Raw genomic sequence first — 18777 nt, forward strand, 5'->3', positions numbered from 1 at the left:
GGATATGAAAGCACTTACAAATGAGGGCCAGCAAATTGTGGAAGACATTGCGGCTAAATATAACCTCCAGACAGCAACTGTTGAATCTTTGTTAAATGCCGTCATCAGCGGAAATGGAACCATGGCGCAGTTCAACATTCCTGAGCTGGGCGGATCGGGGCAATGGATGAAAGGCGGAATGACCATGGTCGGAGATATGTTCAATAACTCGGCGCGGACTACGGTTGACAAGCTCTGCAGCGAACTTTCAAATCTGGTCAGTACCAGATTATTGTTTGAAGAAACATCTGAAATACCTGAAAAAAAGCCGCAGGTAAGCAGCAGATATTCTGCGGGTTCCGGCAGTTCATGGCCTTCCATTTTTGGAAATCCGACAGCCAGCGGGTCACAGAATAATTTCAGATACGCTTATTTCGCCAGAGTAAAGCGTCTGGTGATTGAAGAAAACGGCAAGCAGACTATTTACGATACCAAACATCATGAGATTACAGGTATTTCACAGCAGCAGGGAAGCGGAAGTTTGTACAAGTTTACAAGTCAGGACGGGCCGGTTGATCTGAGCAGCCTGACAATCATTTCCGAGCCTTCGGCACAAATGCAGCCAACGCCTGAAATTGCATACGATGTTACTTCAACGGCTGACCTGAGCACGGAAAATCATGGACATAGCCCGCAGGATATTATTATTTCCACAATTGAAAAAGTAAACATGCTTTTTGAAAAAGGCCAGATAACGGAAGAGGAATTTAAAGCGAAAAAAGAAGAGCTGCTGTCGAAGTTGTGAGCTGATGTTGGCGGTTAGCTGTTAGCTTTTAGCCGTTAGCTCTTGGCTCTTGGCTGATTGTTGAAATTTTTTGTAAAAGGTATTTGCTAAAAGCAGTTACAAACCAAAAAATTGAATCTTAATGTTAATAGCAGTTAAAAGCTAAATGCTAACAGCTAATAGCCAAAGGCTAAAAGCTAACGGCTAACAGCTATACAAATATTCAGTAAAAATTCAGCAATTTTGAAGTCTGATTTTCGTCAGGTTAAAATTGCAGAAAATGATTTTATTACAAATCTCAAAATTTATACAGCCGGTTGCAGTCAAGCTGGAAAGCTGGGCTTATGCAAGTATCAGATTTGTCCCGAACCTGATTATTGCCGTTATCATTCTGGTTATTTTCCGGTATTTGTCGCATTACGGCAGCCGGATTACAGAAAAAGCACTGACGCGGGCTTCACAGAATATTGCACTTGTAAGTCTGATTTCAGCACTGACCAAAATAGCGATCATTACAACCGGTTTGTTCTTTGCATTGGGAATGCTCGGGCTGGATAAAACGGTAACGTCACTGCTGGCAGGAGCCGGCGTGCTGGCACTTGCGCTCGGTTTTGCTTTTCAGGATCTGACGACCAATTTCATTTCCGGTGCTTTTATCGCCATTCAGCGCCCGATCAAAGTCGGTGACGTTATCGAAACCAACGGATTTACAGGAAAGGTTTTATCCATCGGGCTGCGTTCCGTGAAGATGGACAATTTTGCGGGACAGCATGTGGAACTGCCAAGTAAAGACATTTTTCAGAAGCCGATCGTAAATTTTACTTATTCGGGCGAGCGAAGGGTTCAGCTTCTTTGCAGCGTTGCCAATTCTGAAAATTTAAATTTTGTAGAAGGTCTGGTGCTTTCTGTCATCAACGGTCTTGACTTCCTGCAAAAGCAAAAACCGGTAGAACTGAACTTTACTAAATTTGGTGACAACGGAATTGAATTCGAAGTGTTCTTCTGGATTGATCAGAGCAAAGCAGGGCCGGGGCCGGCAAAAAGTACAGCCATAAAAGCTGTGAAGAAAGCCTTTGATGAAAACAACATTGCTATTCCGTTACAGAAACGGAGCCCGGAACCGACACTGCAGGCAAAAGATCAGGCATAAAAAAAGGCTTGCCGGATTTCTCCGGCAAGCCTTTTTCAAAAGCAAATATTAATAACGGTATGTTTCCGATTTGAAAGGGCCTTCGGTAGTAACGCCGATGTAAGCCGCTTGTTCTTCGGTAAGCGTTTCCAGCTTTGCGCCAACGTGGGCAAGGTGGAAAGCAGCTACTCTTTCGTCCAGCGCTTTTGGAAGTACATATACTTTTTTCTCGTATGCAGCTGTGTTTGTCCAGAGTTCAATCTGGGCAAGTGTCTGGTTTGAGAAAGAGCATGACATTACAAATGACGGATGACCCATTGCACAACCCAGGTTTACAAGACGGCCTTCTGCAAGAACGATAATGTCTTTGCCTTCTACCGAGTAAATATCAACCTGTGGTTTGATCTGGGATTTGGTATGACCGTATGCTTTGTTCAGCCAGGCCATATCGATTTCATTGTCAAAGTGACCGATGTTACAAACAACGGCTTTGTCACGCATTTTCAGGAAGTGACGGTCTGTGATGATCTTGTAGTTTCCGGTTGCAGTAACGAAAATGTTCGCACGTTCTGCGGCTTCGTCCATCGTTACAACTTCAAAGCCGTCCATAGCAGCCTGAAGCGCACAGATCGGATCAATTTCAGTAACCAGAACCCGGCAGCCTGCACCGCGAAGCGATTCGGCAGAACCTTTTCCAACGTCTCCGTAACCTGCTACAACGGCAACTTTACCGGCAAGCATCAGGTCCGTAGCGCGGCGGATGGAATCCACAAGTGATTCGCGGCAGCCGTACTTGTTGTCAAATTTGGATTTTGTAACCGAATCATTCACGTTAATGGCCGGCAAGTGAAGCGTACCGTTTTTAAAACGCTCGTACAAGCGGTGAACGCCTGTTGTAGTTTCCTCGGAAAGTCCTTTGATGCCGGCGATCAGCTCAGGATATTCGTCAAAAACCATATTGGTAAGGTCTCCGCCGTCGTCCAGGATCATGTTCAAAGGCTTGCGTTCTTCACCAAAGAAAAGTGTTTGTTCTATACACCAGTTAAATTCTTCTTCATTCATACCTTTCCACGCATAAACCGGAATGCCTGCTGCGGCAATCGCTGCTGCTGCGTGATCCTGCGTAGAGAATATGTTGCATGATGACCATGTAACCTCCGCACCAAGTGCAGTAAGCGTTTCGATCAGCACTGCAGTCTGGATCGTCATGTGAAGACAACCGGCAACACGTGCACCTGCAAGCGGCTGAGACGGGCCATATTCAGCACGGATAGCCATCAAACCCGGCATTTCAGCTTCTGCCAGTGTAATTTCTTTACGGCCCCATTCGGCCAGCGAGATGTCTTTTACCTTGTAAGGAATGTACGTTTCTGTTGACGTTGCCATTATTTTACAGTTTAGTTAATATCTTTAATTTGATACAAAATTAAGTAGAAAAACCACTGACCTTAATAAAAACAGATACAAATTGAGAATAAACGTCTGAAATCAGATATTTTATCTTGGAGACATGGTTAATGAGAGATTTGTCAGTGATGCAAAGGTGAATATCCGCTCCTTTCAGATATTTTGTCTGTCACTTCCGCATGGTATCCGATTTATGCCGTTTGCCAACGGATTCTGCACATGGAGCGACACCGGTTTTCGGTTCCGAAACCGGAGTTACATGGATGGAACCGGACGAAACAGCAGATTACGGTTGTGAAGTAAAAACGCTTTTGTCGGTAAATAAAAAATCCAGGCCTTCTGAGCCTGGATTTTTTATACATGCTGAAAAACTATACAAGCACGGTAAAGCTCTTGAAAATAGCGCCGACCCTTACCGCATCGAAAATGCGCGCCTGCGTTCCGCCATGATTCAGAACCGACTGCTCGTGTGAAGTTACGCACATTTCGCAACCGTTAAGCGCCGAAACCACAAGGCTCAGCAATTCAAAGAATTCCTTGCCCAACACCGGATTCACCATAATGCTCATTTTGATGCCGGCAGGCGCATTGTCATAAAATTCCTTGTGCATGAAATGTCTGAAACGGTAAAAGACATTGTTGGCATTCATTAACGAAACGCATGCTGTTACTTCTGCAATTTCCTTTTCGTCTGCACCTTCATTGGCCGCAAGTTCCTCTATGGCTGTAATCAGCGCCGTATTTTTTTCATTTACTGCAACGGCCAGCGCAATCAATAACGCCTCTTTGCGGTTCAGCGTCTGCGATTTCAGAACATTGCCGACATTGATTTTAAGATCTTTAAGATAACGGTGATCCAAAGCAGCCAGTTTGTTGATCAGCACGCTTTCAAAGTCAGCCGGAAGGTTGATCTCTTTATACAGAGAATCTTTTGTATTTCCTGTTGATGTAAATGGATACATATTGTTTTTGGATTGCAAGAGGCCGGATTCCTCTGGTGATAAATGAAAACAGTTCACAGTTGGAAGCGCAAAAGGGTGGCTGCCGGCTGTGAACTGTACTTATGTAACTTGGGATTAAGCGATGGTCGCTTCTCCTTTTTGCCAGTTGCAAGGGCAAAGTTCGTCAGTCTGCAAAGCATCCAGAACGCGGATCACTTCGGATACGTTACGTCCAACTGAAAGGTCATTAACGCTGACCCAGCGAACAATTCCCTGCGGATCAACGATGTATGTTACGCGGTAAGCAACTTTTTCATTGGCTTCAAGAATGCCCAGTTCTTCGGCAAGTGACTTGGAAGTATCTGCAAGCATCGGGAAATGAAGATCGCGAAGATCGTCGTGGTTCTTGCGCCATGCAAGGTGAACAAATTCGCTGTCGGTGGAAGCACCGATCAGGATTGCGTCACGGTCTGCAAAATCTTCATTGTGTTTGTTAAACTCGGCAATTTCAGTTGGGCACACAAAAGTAAAGTCTTTCGGCCACCAGAACATCACCATCCATTTGCCGGCGTTTTTGTGGTCTTCCGAAGTAATATCATAGAATTCATTTCCTTTTTCAAGAGAAACAACAGATGTTTTTTTGAATTCAGGGAATGTTGATCCCACTGATAATAATCTATTAGCCATAATTGCTCGTTTGTTTGAAATTTGTACTTTTTAATGTTGCAAACTTACGTGCACGGGCAATGCAAGGCAACTCACACTATGGTACTATGGAAGGAAAGAGTTGTTTAAATTGAATGAATTTAGTTTTGTTTATATAAATACGGATATTATAAATTTTTTCAATACGCGTATAAATTTTTGTAATATAATTATACTAATATTTACTTAAATAATAAATGTCATCCGGGCATAACGCCGAGCACACTTTCCAGCGCCATTCCGCGTGAACCCTTAATCAGTATGTACGTATTTTCCTGCGGGTTGTCCATAACCCAGTTATGCAGTGAAAATTTGTCGGGAAAATAGTAGGCTTTCGGCAAAACCGGCAAAGCATGCTGCATCAGTTGTCCGGAAAGTATGACGATGTCGAATTTTTCAGCAGCAATCTGTTTTCCGAGTGCAAGATGCTCTTCCGGAGCCGCATCGCCCAGTTCAAACATATCGCCAAGAATCAGCATTTTACGTGGTGCTTCCATCCGGGCAAAATTGGCAATGGCAGCCTGCATGGATGACGGATTGGCATTATATGCATCCATAATCACCGTATTGCTGCCTTTTTTGACAACCTGAGAACGGTTGTTGTCCGGCTCGTAAGTGGCTACGGCTTCCAGCGCATCTTCATCAGAGATTTCAAAATGCTTTCCAACGGCCAGTGCTGCGCAGATATTATCAAAATTATAGTTTCCGGGAAGATGCGTCGTTACTGTTTTTCCATAGTTGCTAAAAATCACAAAAGGTGTTTCCTGAACAAGAACCGGATTCACCGGACTGTTTTCCGAGCAGTAAAAAACGATTTCACCGAATGCGCGCCGTTTGCTGATCATTTCCATAACGGCATCATTCTTTACATTGGCAAAGACGATTCCTTTTTTCTTGGACAGGAAATCAAACAGTTCACCTTTTCCCTTTTTGATTCCTTCTATTCCGCCGAAACCTTCCAGATGTGCTTTTCCGATGTTGGTAATCAGTCCATGCGTAGGCTGCGCAATCGTGCACAGCAGCGCAATTTCTTCCTGATGATTGGCGCCCATTTCAATAACGGCCATTTCATGCTTCGCCGGATTAATGGAAAGCAGCGTAAGCGGAACGCCGATGTGGTTATTGAGGTTGCCGCGTGTTGCGTACGTATTGTACTTCATGGAAAGCACCTTTGCAATCAATTCTTTGGTCGTGGTTTTGCCATTGGAGCCCGTCAGTGCAACGACCGGAAATGCAAACGTTCTGCGGTGATGCCTGGCAAGGTCCTGCAATGCTGCGAGCACATTTTCCACGAGCAGAAAGCGCGGGCCGGCGACTGTTTCGGGATTGTCCACAACGGCATAAGCCGCGCCTTTCTGCAATGCTTCCTGCGCATACAGGTTGCCATCGAATTTGTCGCCTTTCAGCGCAAAAAACAGGCCGCCTTCACTGATCTGACGTGTATCCGTGCAGATTCCGGCGCCGGCTTTAAATATGTCATAAAGCGTTTCTGTAGAAGTATACATGAATTAGAAGTTCAATATAAAGATATAAGTGCTTATTTCGTTACGTTTAAGAAGCATAAGTTACAAGCCTGTAAACCTGCAAAACTAATGGATTATTCCTCAACGATGCGAACCAAATATACCTTCTGTATTTTCTTTGTTCTTTACTTCATGACCGTTTCGGGCGCACGTTCGCAGCAGATCTGGTTCAAAATGGATACAGTTACGACGCTTTCGGCCAATAATAAAAAACTGATCAATCCATGGGCCGGCGGGCTGAATGCTTCCCAGTATCAGAAAATGCATCTGGATAACGATGCGGATGAAGATCTGGTTGTTTATGACCGTACCAACAGCAAAGTCACTACTTTTCTGGCAGCCGCTGATCCCGCCGGTTCCGGAAAAAAAGTATTCGTGCATGCGCCGTATTATGAGTCCCTGTTTCCGCATATGGACAACTGGATGATTCTGGCAGATTACAACGGAGATGGATTGAAAGATCTTTTCGGCAGCAATCCGTTTGGCATCAGCGTTTACAAGCAGGTAAAAACAGGAAATGCGTGGCATTGGGAACTCATGGAAGATGCGATTTATACACGCGGTTATAATTCAAATATCAATCTGCAGGTTTACGGAACGGATATTCCGGGAATTACAGACATTGATGACGACGGCGATCTTGACCTGCTTACTTTTGATTCTCAGGGAACAATCATTGAGTTGCACCAGAATCTGAGCATGGAAAAGTTCGGCGTTCCGGATAGTCTGGGAAATGAAGAAAATACGGTTTTCAGAAGAAACGGCGAATGCTGGGGAAATTTACGAAAAGGCAATAATGAGGATTTTATTTTCGGATTTGATTGCGGCGTCACCGATAGTGAAGGCGGGCGCGTCATGCATGCAGGCAATTCCATCTTGCTGAACGACCTGAACGGAGACGGCAAAAAAGACCTGCTCGTTGGCCATGTCAGCAATGAACACATTTCTTTTCTCACCAATTCAGCTTCCGGCTTGATTGCCGATTTTACAGCTTACACCAATTCCTATCCGCAGACAGATCCGGTTTTAATGCATATTTTCCCGGCTGCTTACATGGAAGACGTGGATTTTGACAGTGTAAAAGATTTGCTGGTTGCACCGAATGTTTCCTCCAATGACGGGAACTTGACCGATTTCAGATCTTCCGGCTGGTTTTACCACAATGCGGGCACAAACGTAAAGCCCGATTTCAAATTACAGCAGAAAAACTTTCTTCAGGATCAGATGATTGATGTGGGGGAAAATGCCGCACCGACGTTTTTTGATGTGGACGGCGACGGCGATATGGATATGGTGATTGGAACCGGCGGCATGCCGGGCGATGCAGGGTTCAGAGGAAGTTTGTGGTTTCTGGAAAATACCGGAACCGCAGCCATGCCGGCGTTTAACCTTGCAACTGAAAATTACCTGAATATCACCGCCGCATTGGCCGTTTACAACCTGAAACCGCAATGGGCTGATTTTAACGGAGACGGCATTACCGATCTAGGATTTGCGGCGACTTCGCCTGCCAGTCAGAAGCTGGAATATCGCTACATTCCCAACAAGGCCGCTGCTGGCGCTGCTCCACAGTTCAATATTGCTGATGCAGTAACCATTGCTTTGCCGTCAGACGTGCAGATCGGCGATTCACCCTACTTTTATGACGGCGATGGCGACGGCGATCTGGACCTGCTCCTGGGAAAGCCGCAGGGAAATATTTATTATTATACAAATTCAGGAAATAGCAAGCAATTTACTTTTAACCTTGAAACAAACGCATTTGCAGGCGTCGGCAATAATGATTTTACAGGCGGTTCGCCGCAGTTTGCTGTAATGGATTTTGATCTGGACGGACAGCCGGATCTGCTTACAGCTGATAATAGCGGAACAATCCGCATTTTTCACGGCGCAGCCTGGGGTAAATGGACCCAAAGAGAAAGCCTGCTTGTGGCCGGCAACGGCAAAGCTACTGCGCCTGTATTCGGGAATTACCTTGCCGTTGCTGCGGGTGATTATAACGGGGACAGAAAAACGGATCTTGCCATCGGGAACAATGCCGGGGGCATAAGGCTGCTGACCAATGTTCTGCCGATTACGGTAACAGGAACAGAGCCGCCTCAAAGCATTGATTTTAAGGTATATCCCAATCCGGTAGCTGATTATGTGAGCGTACATTCTTCCCAAGGCGGATCTTTGCGCATACTGGCTGCCAACGGCAAGCCGGTGCTTGAAAACCTGAATGTAAAAGCAAACAAGACAGCGGAAATCTCTACTTTAAACTGGCCGGCAGGACTTTATTTACTGGAACTGGAAAATGGCAGCAGCCGGAATGTGAAGAAGATAGTTGTTCGCTAAATTGCCTTTTTTAATGATCTGACTGCATTTGGAAGGCAATTTTATTGAGTAGATACCTTTTGATTTTAGCTTAAAAGTATAAAATCCTGTCTTCATGCAAGCTCTTCTAGGTGTTATTTTTCATTTTATCGGCGGTTTTGCTTCCGGTAGTTTCTATATTCCCTACAAACAGGTTAAAGGCTGGGCCTGGGAGTCATACTGGATTGTAGGCGGGCTTTTTTCATGGCTTATTGTGCCGCCGCTTGCTGCTTACCTCACCATTCCGGATTTTACAGAAATCATAGCCCATACCAACGACGGAGTTCTCTTCATTACTTATCTGTTTGGTGTTTTATGGGGAATCGGAGGACTTACTTACGGGCTTGGCGTCCGTTATCTGGGCGTTTCTCTCGGCAGCTCCATTATTCTGGGACTTTGTTCGGTTTTCGGGGCGCTTATACCTTCGGTTTATTATCAATATGCTCCAAAGCCTGGAAAAGACACGATTTCGGATTTAATTACCAATAGCTGGGGCCAGATGGTTCTGCTTGGCCTGCTCGTTTGTGTGATCGGGATTGTCATCTGCGGGAAAGCGGGTGCAATGAAAGAAAACGACCTTAAAAAAAGCGGTTACATGCCGGACGACAAGACAGAGTTCAAGATCGGGCTGGGTCTTACGGTTTCCATTATTTCGGGTATTCTCAGCGCATGTTTCGCCTTCGGGATTGATGCCGGCAAGATTATGGCGGAAGATGCAAACGAGCTGTGGAAAGCCATGAATCCGGGTCAGGGCGAATTTTTATTCCAGAACAACGTCACTTACGTTATCATTCTTTTAGGCGGACTTACAACCAATCTGATCTGGTGCATGATCCTGAATGCACGCAACAAGACTTTCAGCAACTATACCGACAGCAGCACGCCTTTGCTGAACAATTATATTTTTTCTGCCCTGGCCGGAACAACGTGGTTTATGCAGTTTTTCTTTTACGGAATGGGCGAAAGCAAACTTGGAAACGGGCCGAGCTCGTGGATTCTGCATATGGCATTCATTATTCTGGTCGCCAATTCCTGGGGATTGATCCTGAAAGAATGGAACGGGATCAGCAGGAAAACACTCCGGACGATCATCATCGGAATTCTGGTCATTGTGCTTTCCGTACTGATTGTCGGCTATGGAAATTACTTGCGCGAGTGATTTTCAGTAAATAGGATAATTTGACAAGTAATTTCCGGAAATCAGTTGAAATTACCCGTTTTTACAATTTGTTTTTCATTGCATATAACTATTCCTGAGAGCTTGAAGCCAATTGCCAACAGCTGTTTGATAAATTCTTAAACCTTTTACCCGATGAAAAAAATGCATAGTCAAATAAAGGTGCTTTGTTTGTTGCCACTTGTGTTCCTGGGCATGCAGACGGTTCAGGCACAATCCAGACAGAAAAAAGGAAAAGAAGTCACATTTAAAAAGCAGGAGCTTACCACAAAATTCATTTCCGAAGGCGCGGCATTTGGGGATGTGAACAAGGACGGAAAAAAAGATGTGCTCGCCGGCGCTTACTGGTTTGAAGCACCCGACTGGAAAGCACACGAACTGGCCAAACCCGATTCCTTCATCGTAAACGGAAGTTATAGCGATTCTTTTCTGGATTTTGCCATGGATGTAAATCAGGACGGCTGGATTGATCTGATCCGTATTGACTGGCCGGGAAAAGCGGCGGTATGGCATGAAAATCCACAAGGCAAGCCGGGTTATTGGCCAACGCATGTCATTCATTCGTCCGTAGGAAACGAGTCTCCGCAATTTGTGGATATGGACGGCGACAACCGGCTGGATCTGTTATGCAACGATCCGACGGCCAAAAAGGTAATCTGGCTGAAATGCCCTTCCAGAAAAGGCGAAACGGAATGGGAAAAATACATCATCAGCAACGATGAGAAAAATGCAACGCATATGTACACGCACGGCATCGGTTACGGCGACATCAATGGCGACGGCAGGAAAGATGTATTGGTCAAATCGGGCTGGTGGGAAGGCCCGAAAGAAGGCCCGGCAAAGCACCCCAAAGATGCAGACTGGACTTTTCATCCCGCAGATCTTGGCGAGGATTGTTCGCAGATGTACGTTATGGACCTGAATGGCGACGGCCTGAACGACGTGCTGAGTGCATCCGCGCATAATTACGGCATATGGTGGCATGAGCAGGGAAAAGACAATGACGGAAAAGAAACCTGGAAGCACCACGAAATTGACAAGACCTTTTCTCAGACACACGGCCTGGCTCTGGCGGATATCAACGGGGACGGAAACATGGATTTTGTTACCGGAAAAAGATATTTTGCGCACAACGGCAACGACCCGGGCGAATTTGAGCCTGCTGTGATCTGCTGGTATGAGTACAAGCCGGGAAAAACGCCCGAGTGGATCAAACATGAAATTGACAATGATTCCGGCGTCGGGCTGCACGTTACTGTGGAAGACATCAATAATGACAAGCTTCCGGATATAGTGACGGGAAATAAAAAAGGAGTGCGGATTTTTACACAACAAAAATGAATTGTGTTTGTGCAACGGCAATAATCTGTTAAATCCAAAGGAATGAAATTCGGCATCAACACGTACCTGTTTTCTTCACCGTTTACAAACGAAAGCATTTCCTATTTTCCACTTTTTAAAAAATGGGGCTTTGACTTTGTTGAAATTGCATTGGAAGATCCGGCAAACATTGATCCCGAGCTCGTCAGAAAAGCGTTGGATGATAACCAACTGGAATGCCGTTCTGTATGTGCGGCAACCGGCCCGGGCCGTGACCTGCGCGGCAACCGCAAGGAACAGATTACTTCTATGGAGTACGTTCAGGAACTGATCAATATTGCGCCGGTTCTGGGCAGCAGCCTTGTTGCCGGGCCTATCTATTCAGCGGTCGGAAGGGCAGATCTGGTTCCGGAAGAAAAGAAATCAAGACAATGGAACCTGGTGGTTGAAAACCTGAAATCACTGACTTCCTATGCAGAAAAACAAAAGGTGAAACTGGCCATTGAGCCGCTGAACCGCTATGAAACCGATTTTATCAACACCTGCGATCAGGCGCTTCAACTGATTCAGGATGTCGGAAGCGATGCTTTGTTCGTGCATCTGGATTCCTTCCATATGAATCTGGAAGAAAAAGATCCGGCGCTGGCTATCAAAAAAGCAGGCAGAAAACTGGCTTTACTGCATGCGTCGGGCAGCGACAGAGGAACGCCCGGCGGCGATCAGATCAACTGGGAACGGATTTTTGCAGCATTGGACAACATAAATTATCAGGGAGATATTGTCATTGAATCTTTTACGCCGGATGTCAAGATCATCGCAAAAGCAGCTTCCATCTGGCGAAAAATAGAACCTTCAAAGGAAGCCATTGCAATCGACGGCCTGAACTTCCTTCGATCGCTTGCATTCTGACAGATCTTTTTTCTGTTCATTACAACTATGAAAATCTTGTCGGGTCCAGCTTTTCCCAACAATATAACAGAACACAAAGCTTGGCAGGGAACTTTCGGAAACAAGGTATTTAAGCAAAATATACCTATCTTAAATTTGGGTATTATTGTAAAAATAAAATCGGAATGACAATAAACACACTTGAACAACTGGATGTCAGCAAGCAATATTCATATGCTGATTATTTGAAATGGCATTTTAAAGAGCGTCTTGAACTGATACGGGGCTATATATTCAAGATGTCACCAGCCCCGTCGAGGCGGCATCAGTCCATTGTATGGAACCTGAATGGAATAATATGGAATTATCTAAAGAAAATGCCTTGTCAGGCGTATTCTGCGCCTTTTGATGTACGTTTGCCGATCCGGGATAAAAGGAGCAATCAGGAAATTACGACCGTTTTACAGCCGGACATTTGCGTGATCTGTGACATTTCAAAGCTGGACGACCAAGGCTGTGTTGGTGCGCCGGACCTGGTTATTGAGGTGCTTTCTCCCGGAAATTCCAATAAGGAGATGAAGTATAAATATGACGTTTATGAAGAAAGTGGCGTCCGGGAATACTGGGTTGTTTATCCAGATTATGAACATTTTCTGATTTTCACATTAAACGAATCGGGGAAATTTGTAGGGCAGCACCCAAAAGTGAACGGAGACGTTTTGAAATCTGCAATATTCCCGGATTTGATTATAGACTTGTCCGAAGTATTTACAGATTAATGGCGCCAGTGATTTCCGGCGCCATTAATTACAGTTTTAATTCAATAACCCGTCAAATGTAAGTGCAACGTAGTACAAGCCACCCAATGTCGGGCCGCCGGCATACTGTATATAATTTCTGTTGAAGATGTTGCTGCCGCCTACTTTGATATTTGCTTTTATCTGCGGCACCTTGTAAGTAACCTGTGCGTCAAAGGTATGGATTTCAGGAACTTCGCCGTTTACAAGGGGACTTTCCCACATAAAAGCCTGCTGCCATCTGTAAACCACGCTGAACCCAAGATTCTTCACAATCTGGCGGTTTCCAAACTGAACGTTGGCCGTCCATTCCGGCGTATTAAAGCCGGTTACAAATATATCCGTAGTCGCATTGGACTTGATTTTGTTAAAGCTTGTATTTCCTGAAATTGTAAAGTTCTTATAAAAATTGTAAGTCAGGCCAAGTGCCGAGCCGTAATTTCTATATTGGTTTTTTGCATTCGTATAAACCCGGTAACGATCCTGTCCTGCATCGCGGTTTGCATCCAGCATGGCAAGCACTGCGGCATCCGAGCCAACTGTTTGTCCGCGCGGAACATCCACTTGTACCTGGCCGAGAAAACCGTCGTAAGTATTGGTATAAGCGTCAAAGTCCAAAACCAGCGTATTGTTCAGGAAAACACTTTTGTACCCGAACTCGTAAGAATGAATCTGCTCCGGACGGCCTTTGTCAAGCTGTGCTTTTACGAGTAAGTTCCGGTTTGCAAGCGCTGCATCGTTACGGTTTGCACCGGCTGCAACCGCCGCATTGACAGCCGCATTAAAAATAACGCCGGATGCTCTTGTATAGCTGTTATCCAGATACCCCAGACCTTCATTGATATACGATAAGCTGCCGACACGCTTTACACGGCCATTGTTTACGTAAGAAAGTGCTTCAAACAATCCCGGAAAACGGTAACCCTGCTGATAGGTAAAACGGAAATTGTTGTTCGGAGTAGGGGAGTAAACGGCTGCAAGGCGCGGCGTCAGCTTAGGGTCAAATTCAGGATTGTAATCATACCGCAATGAACCGAACAATTTCAGTCTGTCCTTAAAGAACTGCTTTGTAACCTGTGCAAAAGCGCCTACTTTTTTATAATTGATCTTGTCACCAAATGTGCCGTCTTCAAGCTGTTTGCCACGATCTGCAATCGGTCTGGAAAAATCGACAAACGTATTGCCGTCAGGAGTAATGCTGTAATTTCTTGCATCACCACCGATCAGCAGGTCAAAGTATTTGGTGTATTTGGAAAGATCCCATTGTCCTTCAATGTGATACAAATGGCTTTTCTGAATCAGAGCTGCACCGCCGGAAGCCGGAGCATCCGGAATTGTAGACGATTTGATATCCCAGTTATTAATGCTGCGGATCAATGCTTTCTGATCTTCAAATGCCTTTGTGCCCGGAACTGCGCGGTTCGCATCGGCAACGCCACGCGCATACTGCGTTGCAGCGGCAAGATTTGCATCCGTGAGCGCGCCGCCATTTTGTTCGGCATACGTGTTCAATGCTGTTTTGTACGCAGCTCCCCACGTACTTCCGCTTCCGCCTGTGGACAAGTCCATATTATCCGCAAGCGGCTTCACATTGAAAGAATCGCCTGAATTCTCCGATGAAATGTAAGCCCTTACCAGAAAGTTACTGCCTTTCAGGTCCAGTTTATGGTTTTGAACAATTACATTGTCCAGCTGTATTTTGTTTCCGCGCTGAAAAACGCCGTCCATTTTACCCACTCTGTAACTATATGAAATTTCCGCCTGATCGCTTAGTCTGTAATGCAAAGCTGCATCAAATTTCAGGTTGTCCACATGCGGGCTGATCAGGTCTTTTTCCCAGTATCCGGTGCGGGCAACATTCAGCGTTTGATTGGCCTTTCCGTTGATGGTCAATCCGCTTACCGAAACCGTATTACTTCCGGCCAGTACATCGTCACCGTATTTGTTCCAGCCGTCAAAAGCCACGTTGTTGGCTCCGTTCAGCGACGGAAAGCTCGGGTTGGCACTTTTGAGATTGTTCGGGTTTTGATCCAGTCTTGTATCGGCAAGCCAGTCCGTACCTTTCATGTAACCGAAATTCAGCTTGAAGGCAATTTTGTTGTTAAATGCTTTGGCATAGCGAATGGCCGTTTCGGTCAGGATACTTGCATCACGGCCGGTTCCGCCCACATGGTTTACACCCGTTTTCTGATAAACGCTTAAACCTTGGTAAAAAAAAGGACTTTTGGTTAAAAGGTTCGACATTCCATTGATTGCATTCAAACCATAAAGAGCGGAAGCTGCTCCCGGTGTAATTTCAACACTGGCAATATCCAGTTCGGTAGGCCCGATGGAGTTCCCGAGCGGAACGCCGAGTGTAGCTGCCTGCATGTCAATACCGTCAACAAGCTGCATAAACCGGTAATTGCTGGGAATGTTGAAACCGCGTGTGTTGGGGATTTTAAAGGTGAGGCTGGATGTTGTCATCTGCACGCCTTTAACGTTTTCGAGTGCATCGTAAAAGGAAGGAGAAGGAGATTCGCGTATGGCACGGATATCCAGTTTGGCAATAGCAACCGGTGATTTCAGGATGCTTTCTTCTACTCTGGAAGCGGTAACCACTATTTCCTGAGCAAGTTGCGTTTGTGTTACAAGTTCCACATTCAGGTTGGAGCCGGGGCCTGTAACTTCAAATTCCTGCGTCTGGAAACCAACGCTTGAAACAATAATCGTAAACGGATACTTGGCTTTGGACCTTAATTTGAAGCTTCCGTCGGTTTCCGTTGTTGTTCCGGTTACCGTTCCTTTTATAAGAACACTGACGCCGGGAAGGGAAGTTTTATCGTTCTTGTCTACGATTTTACCGGATATTTCAATAAAGTTATTTCCTTGGGAAAATGATAAAACAGGAAGAAGTAAAAGAACGAGGACGAAAAGATTCCTTGCAGTAAAATTGGCTTTCATAAAAACCGGCAGGTGGTTGTTTAAATTGATTTACAAATGTTTAATCTATCGGATTAGTAGACAAAAGTAGTTTAGTTTTGTTAAGGATCAAATTTTTAAAGATCAATTTGTAACAAAAGGGAAAATCGGGAAATGAGTAAAAGCTAATTATAGAGGCAAAATAAACAGATGGAATCACAGACATGCATATGAAAAAAGCCCCTGAATGAATCAGAGGCTTTAAATAGCAAATATGATTTATACTCAGGCAGTAATTCCTTCTTCAAGCTGCGATGCGCTCAGCTGCAGAACTTCGGTTGTTCTTGCACGCGTTTTAGCCGCCAGATTTGCATCCTTGGCCAGTGATTTTCCAACAGACGGAATGATCTTTTTCAATTCTTCCTGCCATTCCTTGGATTTTGCCTCTTTAAAGCATTTGTTAATCAGTTCCAGCATAATGGAAACGGACGTAGAAGCACCCGGAGATGCACCCAGCAGGGCAGCCAGAGAGCCGTCGGCAGCTGTAACCATTTCCGTACCAAATTCCAGCACGCCGCCCACTTTCTTGTCTTTCTTTATTACCTGAACACGCTGGCCGGCCATTTCCAGGTCCCAGTCTTCCAGCTTGGCTTCCGGCAAATAATCTTTCAATGCCATCAAACGATCCTGCGGGGATTGTCTTACCTGATCAATAAGGTACTTTGTCAAAGGTATATTGTGAATACCGGCAGCCAGCATTGGCCGGATATTATTTAACTTAATAGAAAGCGGAAGGTCAAGGAACGATCCGTTTTTCAGGAATTTGGTAGAAAAACCTGCATAGGGCCCGAACAGCAATGCTTTTTTGCCTTCGATCATACGTGTATCCAGGTGCGGTACCGACATCGGAGGAGAGCCGACAGAAGCTTTTCCATACACTTTTGCCTGATGTCTTTCAATGATTTCGGGTTTGTTGCAAACGAGCCACTGGCCGCTCACCGGAAATCCGCCGAATCCCTTGCCTTCCGGAATGCCTGATTTTTCTAGCAGCGGAAGAGAGCCGCCGCCGGCGCCAATGAATACGAATTTGGTTTTGACTTTGGTTTCTTTTCTCGTAGTACGGTCTTTTACCTCAATAATCCACGAACCGTCTTTCTGACGGTCGAAATCATCTACTTCATGATTCAGGTAAAGATTGACCCCTTCCTGTTTTTCAAGGTAAGCAAACATGAATTTGGTAAGTGTCCCGAAGTTCACATCCGTTCCCAGTTCCATTCTGGTTGCTGCCACTTTCTCATTCGGATCTCTTCCATCCATCACAAGCGGAATCCAGTTACTTATTTCCTTGCTGTCTTCACTGAACTCCATTTCCCGGAATAAATGATGCTTTGTAAGCGCTTCGTAGCGTTTTCTCAGATATTCCACATTTTCCTCGCCCCAAACAAAACTCATGTGCGGAATGTTATGAATAAAGGCATCCGGAGATTCAATAATCCCGCTTTCGACAAGAAAAGACCAGAACTCTTTGGAAACTTCGAAAGATTCGGCGATTTTGATGGCCTTTTTTGTTTCAATGGAACCATCTGCAAGTTGCGGCGTGTAGTTCAGTTCGCAGAAGGCAGAGTGTCCGGTTCCGGCATTATTCCAGGGGTCCGAACTTTCGGCAGTAACACGGTCAAGGCGTTCGAAAATGGAAATTGTAATAGAAGGGCTTAATTTTTTAAGCAAAACTCCAAGAGTTGCACTCATGATACCGGCCCCAATCAAAACAACATCAGGGGAGATCGTTTTTGAAGATTTTTTGGTAACCATCAGGAAAAAGTAGATATGTTAAAAGGGCATCAGCCCGGAAAAGTACAAAATACTATCTGATAACAATTTAAACAGCACAATTTGTTTCGAAAATAGTATAATTCTTAAAAATAAAGTCAAGCCAGGCGGCAAGTTCTTTTTTTGTCCCTATTAAAACTTTTTTAGTTGCTATTGTAAATATCCTTTCCTGTTACGAGTAGCATAAAAAAAGGTTACTGTAAAAACAGTAACCTAAATGAAGTTAATAGAAGCAGTTTGCAACTATTTAGTATTTCTAACAGCATGTTTGTGTAACTACAAAATGCCAGATTGTAATTTCATTTTACTATTCCTTCAAACCAAGTGCAGCCATTGTTTCCTTGTAACTGGTCCAGTCAACATTTGCATTTGTGCGTAAGCTCTCGGAAGGAATAATAACGGCTTTTATAGCTTCAAACTGACGTTCTGGTGCTGTTGCTTGATCTGTTTCTGACCAGCTTACAGGACGTATGTCAACATAAAAGTTTGATCCGCGCAAAAGTGTTACAAAGTTAAAGTTTGTGAACTTGCCTTCTCCGAATTCCACTTTGCCCGGTTGTGCCCACCATAGTCCCTGGCTTTTTATAAAAACAACCACAACACTTTTGGAGATCATTACAGAATCTTCAGATGATAAGTTCGCTTTACCAAGGGTGTACCCGCCTTTTGTACTTTGTACAGCACCAGTAACAATTTCTTTAGCCATTATGCCGTCTTCCCCATTTGCTCCTGCAGCTCCAGTTTCTCCTTTGGGACCTTGTGGGCCTGCAGGTCCAACATCACCTTTTGGGCCGTCGCACCCTATTCCTACACCAACAATTGCTATCCATGCAATAATCATTAATTTTTTAATCATAGTAGTACAAGTTTTAGTTAAAAGGTAAAATGGGAAATTGTGAATAATGGATTTAAAGGCAAATTAAGTAGTTATTGTTTCAATTACCTAGGAAATTTAGCCAGGTTTAACTTTGCATATGCAACAAATGATCCAGATAGAACGATATGATTCATATTGTTTAACTAAATTTGAAAGTTGTAAGT

Annotated in this window: 14 protein-coding genes; 7 read left to right on the top strand and 7 right to left on the bottom strand. The window is 44.7% G+C overall.

Annotated elements, in window-relative coordinates; genetic code table 11:
* The first annotated feature begins 4 nt into the window (after positions 1 to 4).
* A complete protein-coding gene (locus tag FEM33_RS08620; protein WP_139011625.1) occupies positions 5 to 784 on the top strand; it encodes an SHOCT domain-containing protein in 780 nt (259 codons plus the stop codon).
* Positions 785 to 1043: 259 nt separating this feature from the next.
* Entirely contained in the window at positions 1044 to 1913 is an 870-nt protein-coding gene (locus tag FEM33_RS08625) for a mechanosensitive ion channel family protein (RefSeq protein WP_139011626.1), read from the top strand.
* Positions 1914 to 1961: 48 nt separating this feature from the next.
* On the opposite strand, the gene ahcY is transcribed toward FEM33_RS08625, so the two are convergent.
* The 4 genes from ahcY to FEM33_RS08645 form a co-directional block, all read right to left on the bottom strand.
* On the bottom strand, positions 1962 to 3278 hold the full coding sequence (ahcY, locus tag FEM33_RS08630) for an adenosylhomocysteinase (protein ID WP_139011627.1): 1317 nt from the start codon (positions 3276 to 3278) through the stop codon (positions 1962 to 1964).
* A 392-nt stretch (positions 3279 to 3670) separates the two neighbouring features.
* A complete protein-coding gene (locus FEM33_RS08635; RefSeq protein WP_139011628.1) occupies positions 3671 to 4261 on the bottom strand; it encodes a carboxymuconolactone decarboxylase family protein in 591 nt (196 codons plus the stop codon).
* A gap of 114 nt (positions 4262 to 4375) precedes the next feature.
* Complete coding sequence (locus FEM33_RS08640) at positions 4376 to 4927, bottom strand: peroxiredoxin (RefSeq protein ID WP_139011629.1); 552 nt, start codon at positions 4925 to 4927, stop codon at positions 4376 to 4378.
* A 218-nt stretch (positions 4928 to 5145) separates the two neighbouring features.
* A complete protein-coding gene (locus FEM33_RS08645) occupies positions 5146 to 6450 on the bottom strand; it encodes a UDP-N-acetylmuramoyl-tripeptide--D-alanyl-D-alanine ligase (RefSeq protein WP_139011630.1) in 1305 nt (434 codons plus the stop codon).
* A gap of 87 nt (positions 6451 to 6537) precedes the next feature.
* Here FEM33_RS08645 and FEM33_RS08650 point away from each other — a divergent pair, with 87 nt between their 5' ends.
* The 5 genes from FEM33_RS08650 (at position 6538) to FEM33_RS08670 (ending at position 12987) form a co-directional block, all read left to right on the top strand.
* A complete protein-coding gene (locus tag FEM33_RS08650; protein WP_229214150.1) occupies positions 6538 to 8805 on the top strand; it encodes a T9SS type A sorting domain-containing protein in 2268 nt (755 codons plus the stop codon).
* Between the two features lie 94 nt (positions 8806 to 8899).
* Positions 8900 to 9982 carry an L-rhamnose/proton symporter RhaT gene (gene rhaT / locus FEM33_RS08655; RefSeq protein ID WP_139011631.1) on the top strand — a complete coding sequence of 361 codons (1083 nt, stop codon included), beginning with the start codon at positions 8900 to 8902 and terminating at the stop codon, positions 9980 to 9982.
* A 153-nt stretch (positions 9983 to 10135) separates the two neighbouring features.
* Positions 10136 to 11341, top strand: a complete 1206-nt coding sequence (locus tag FEM33_RS08660) for an FG-GAP repeat domain-containing protein (protein WP_139011632.1) — start codon at positions 10136 to 10138, stop codon at positions 11339 to 11341.
* Between the two features lie 42 nt (positions 11342 to 11383).
* Positions 11384 to 12229 (top strand): sugar phosphate isomerase/epimerase family protein, encoded by an 846-nt coding sequence (locus tag FEM33_RS08665; RefSeq protein WP_139011633.1) that lies wholly within the window; start codon positions 11384 to 11386, stop codon positions 12227 to 12229.
* Between the two features lie 164 nt (positions 12230 to 12393).
* The gene (locus FEM33_RS08670; protein WP_139011634.1) at positions 12394 to 12987 is read left to right on the top strand and encodes a Uma2 family endonuclease; all 594 of its coding nucleotides are present in this window, start codon (positions 12394 to 12396) and stop codon (positions 12985 to 12987) included.
* Positions 12988 to 13023: 36 nt separating this feature from the next.
* Here the strand turns inward: FEM33_RS08670 and FEM33_RS08675 are convergent, their stop codons facing one another.
* The 3 genes from FEM33_RS08675 to FEM33_RS08685 all read right to left on the bottom strand — a co-directional run bounded on the left by FEM33_RS08675 (position 13024) and on the right by FEM33_RS08685 (position 18592).
* Entirely contained in the window at positions 13024 to 15948 is a 2925-nt protein-coding gene (locus FEM33_RS08675) for a TonB-dependent receptor (protein WP_139011635.1), read from the bottom strand.
* A gap of 243 nt (positions 15949 to 16191) precedes the next feature.
* Complete coding sequence (locus tag FEM33_RS08680) at positions 16192 to 17718, bottom strand: malate:quinone oxidoreductase (RefSeq protein WP_139011636.1); 1527 nt, start codon at positions 17716 to 17718, stop codon at positions 16192 to 16194.
* A 325-nt stretch (positions 17719 to 18043) separates the two neighbouring features.
* Positions 18044 to 18592 (bottom strand): collagen-like protein, encoded by a 549-nt coding sequence (locus FEM33_RS08685; RefSeq protein ID WP_139011637.1) that lies wholly within the window; start codon positions 18590 to 18592, stop codon positions 18044 to 18046.
* Between the last annotated feature and the right edge of the window lie 185 nt (positions 18593 to 18777).

It is taken from the genome of Dyadobacter flavalbus, from assembly GCF_006149045.1.
GTDB lineage: Bacteria > Bacteroidota > Bacteroidia > Cytophagales > Spirosomataceae > Dyadobacter > Dyadobacter flavalbus.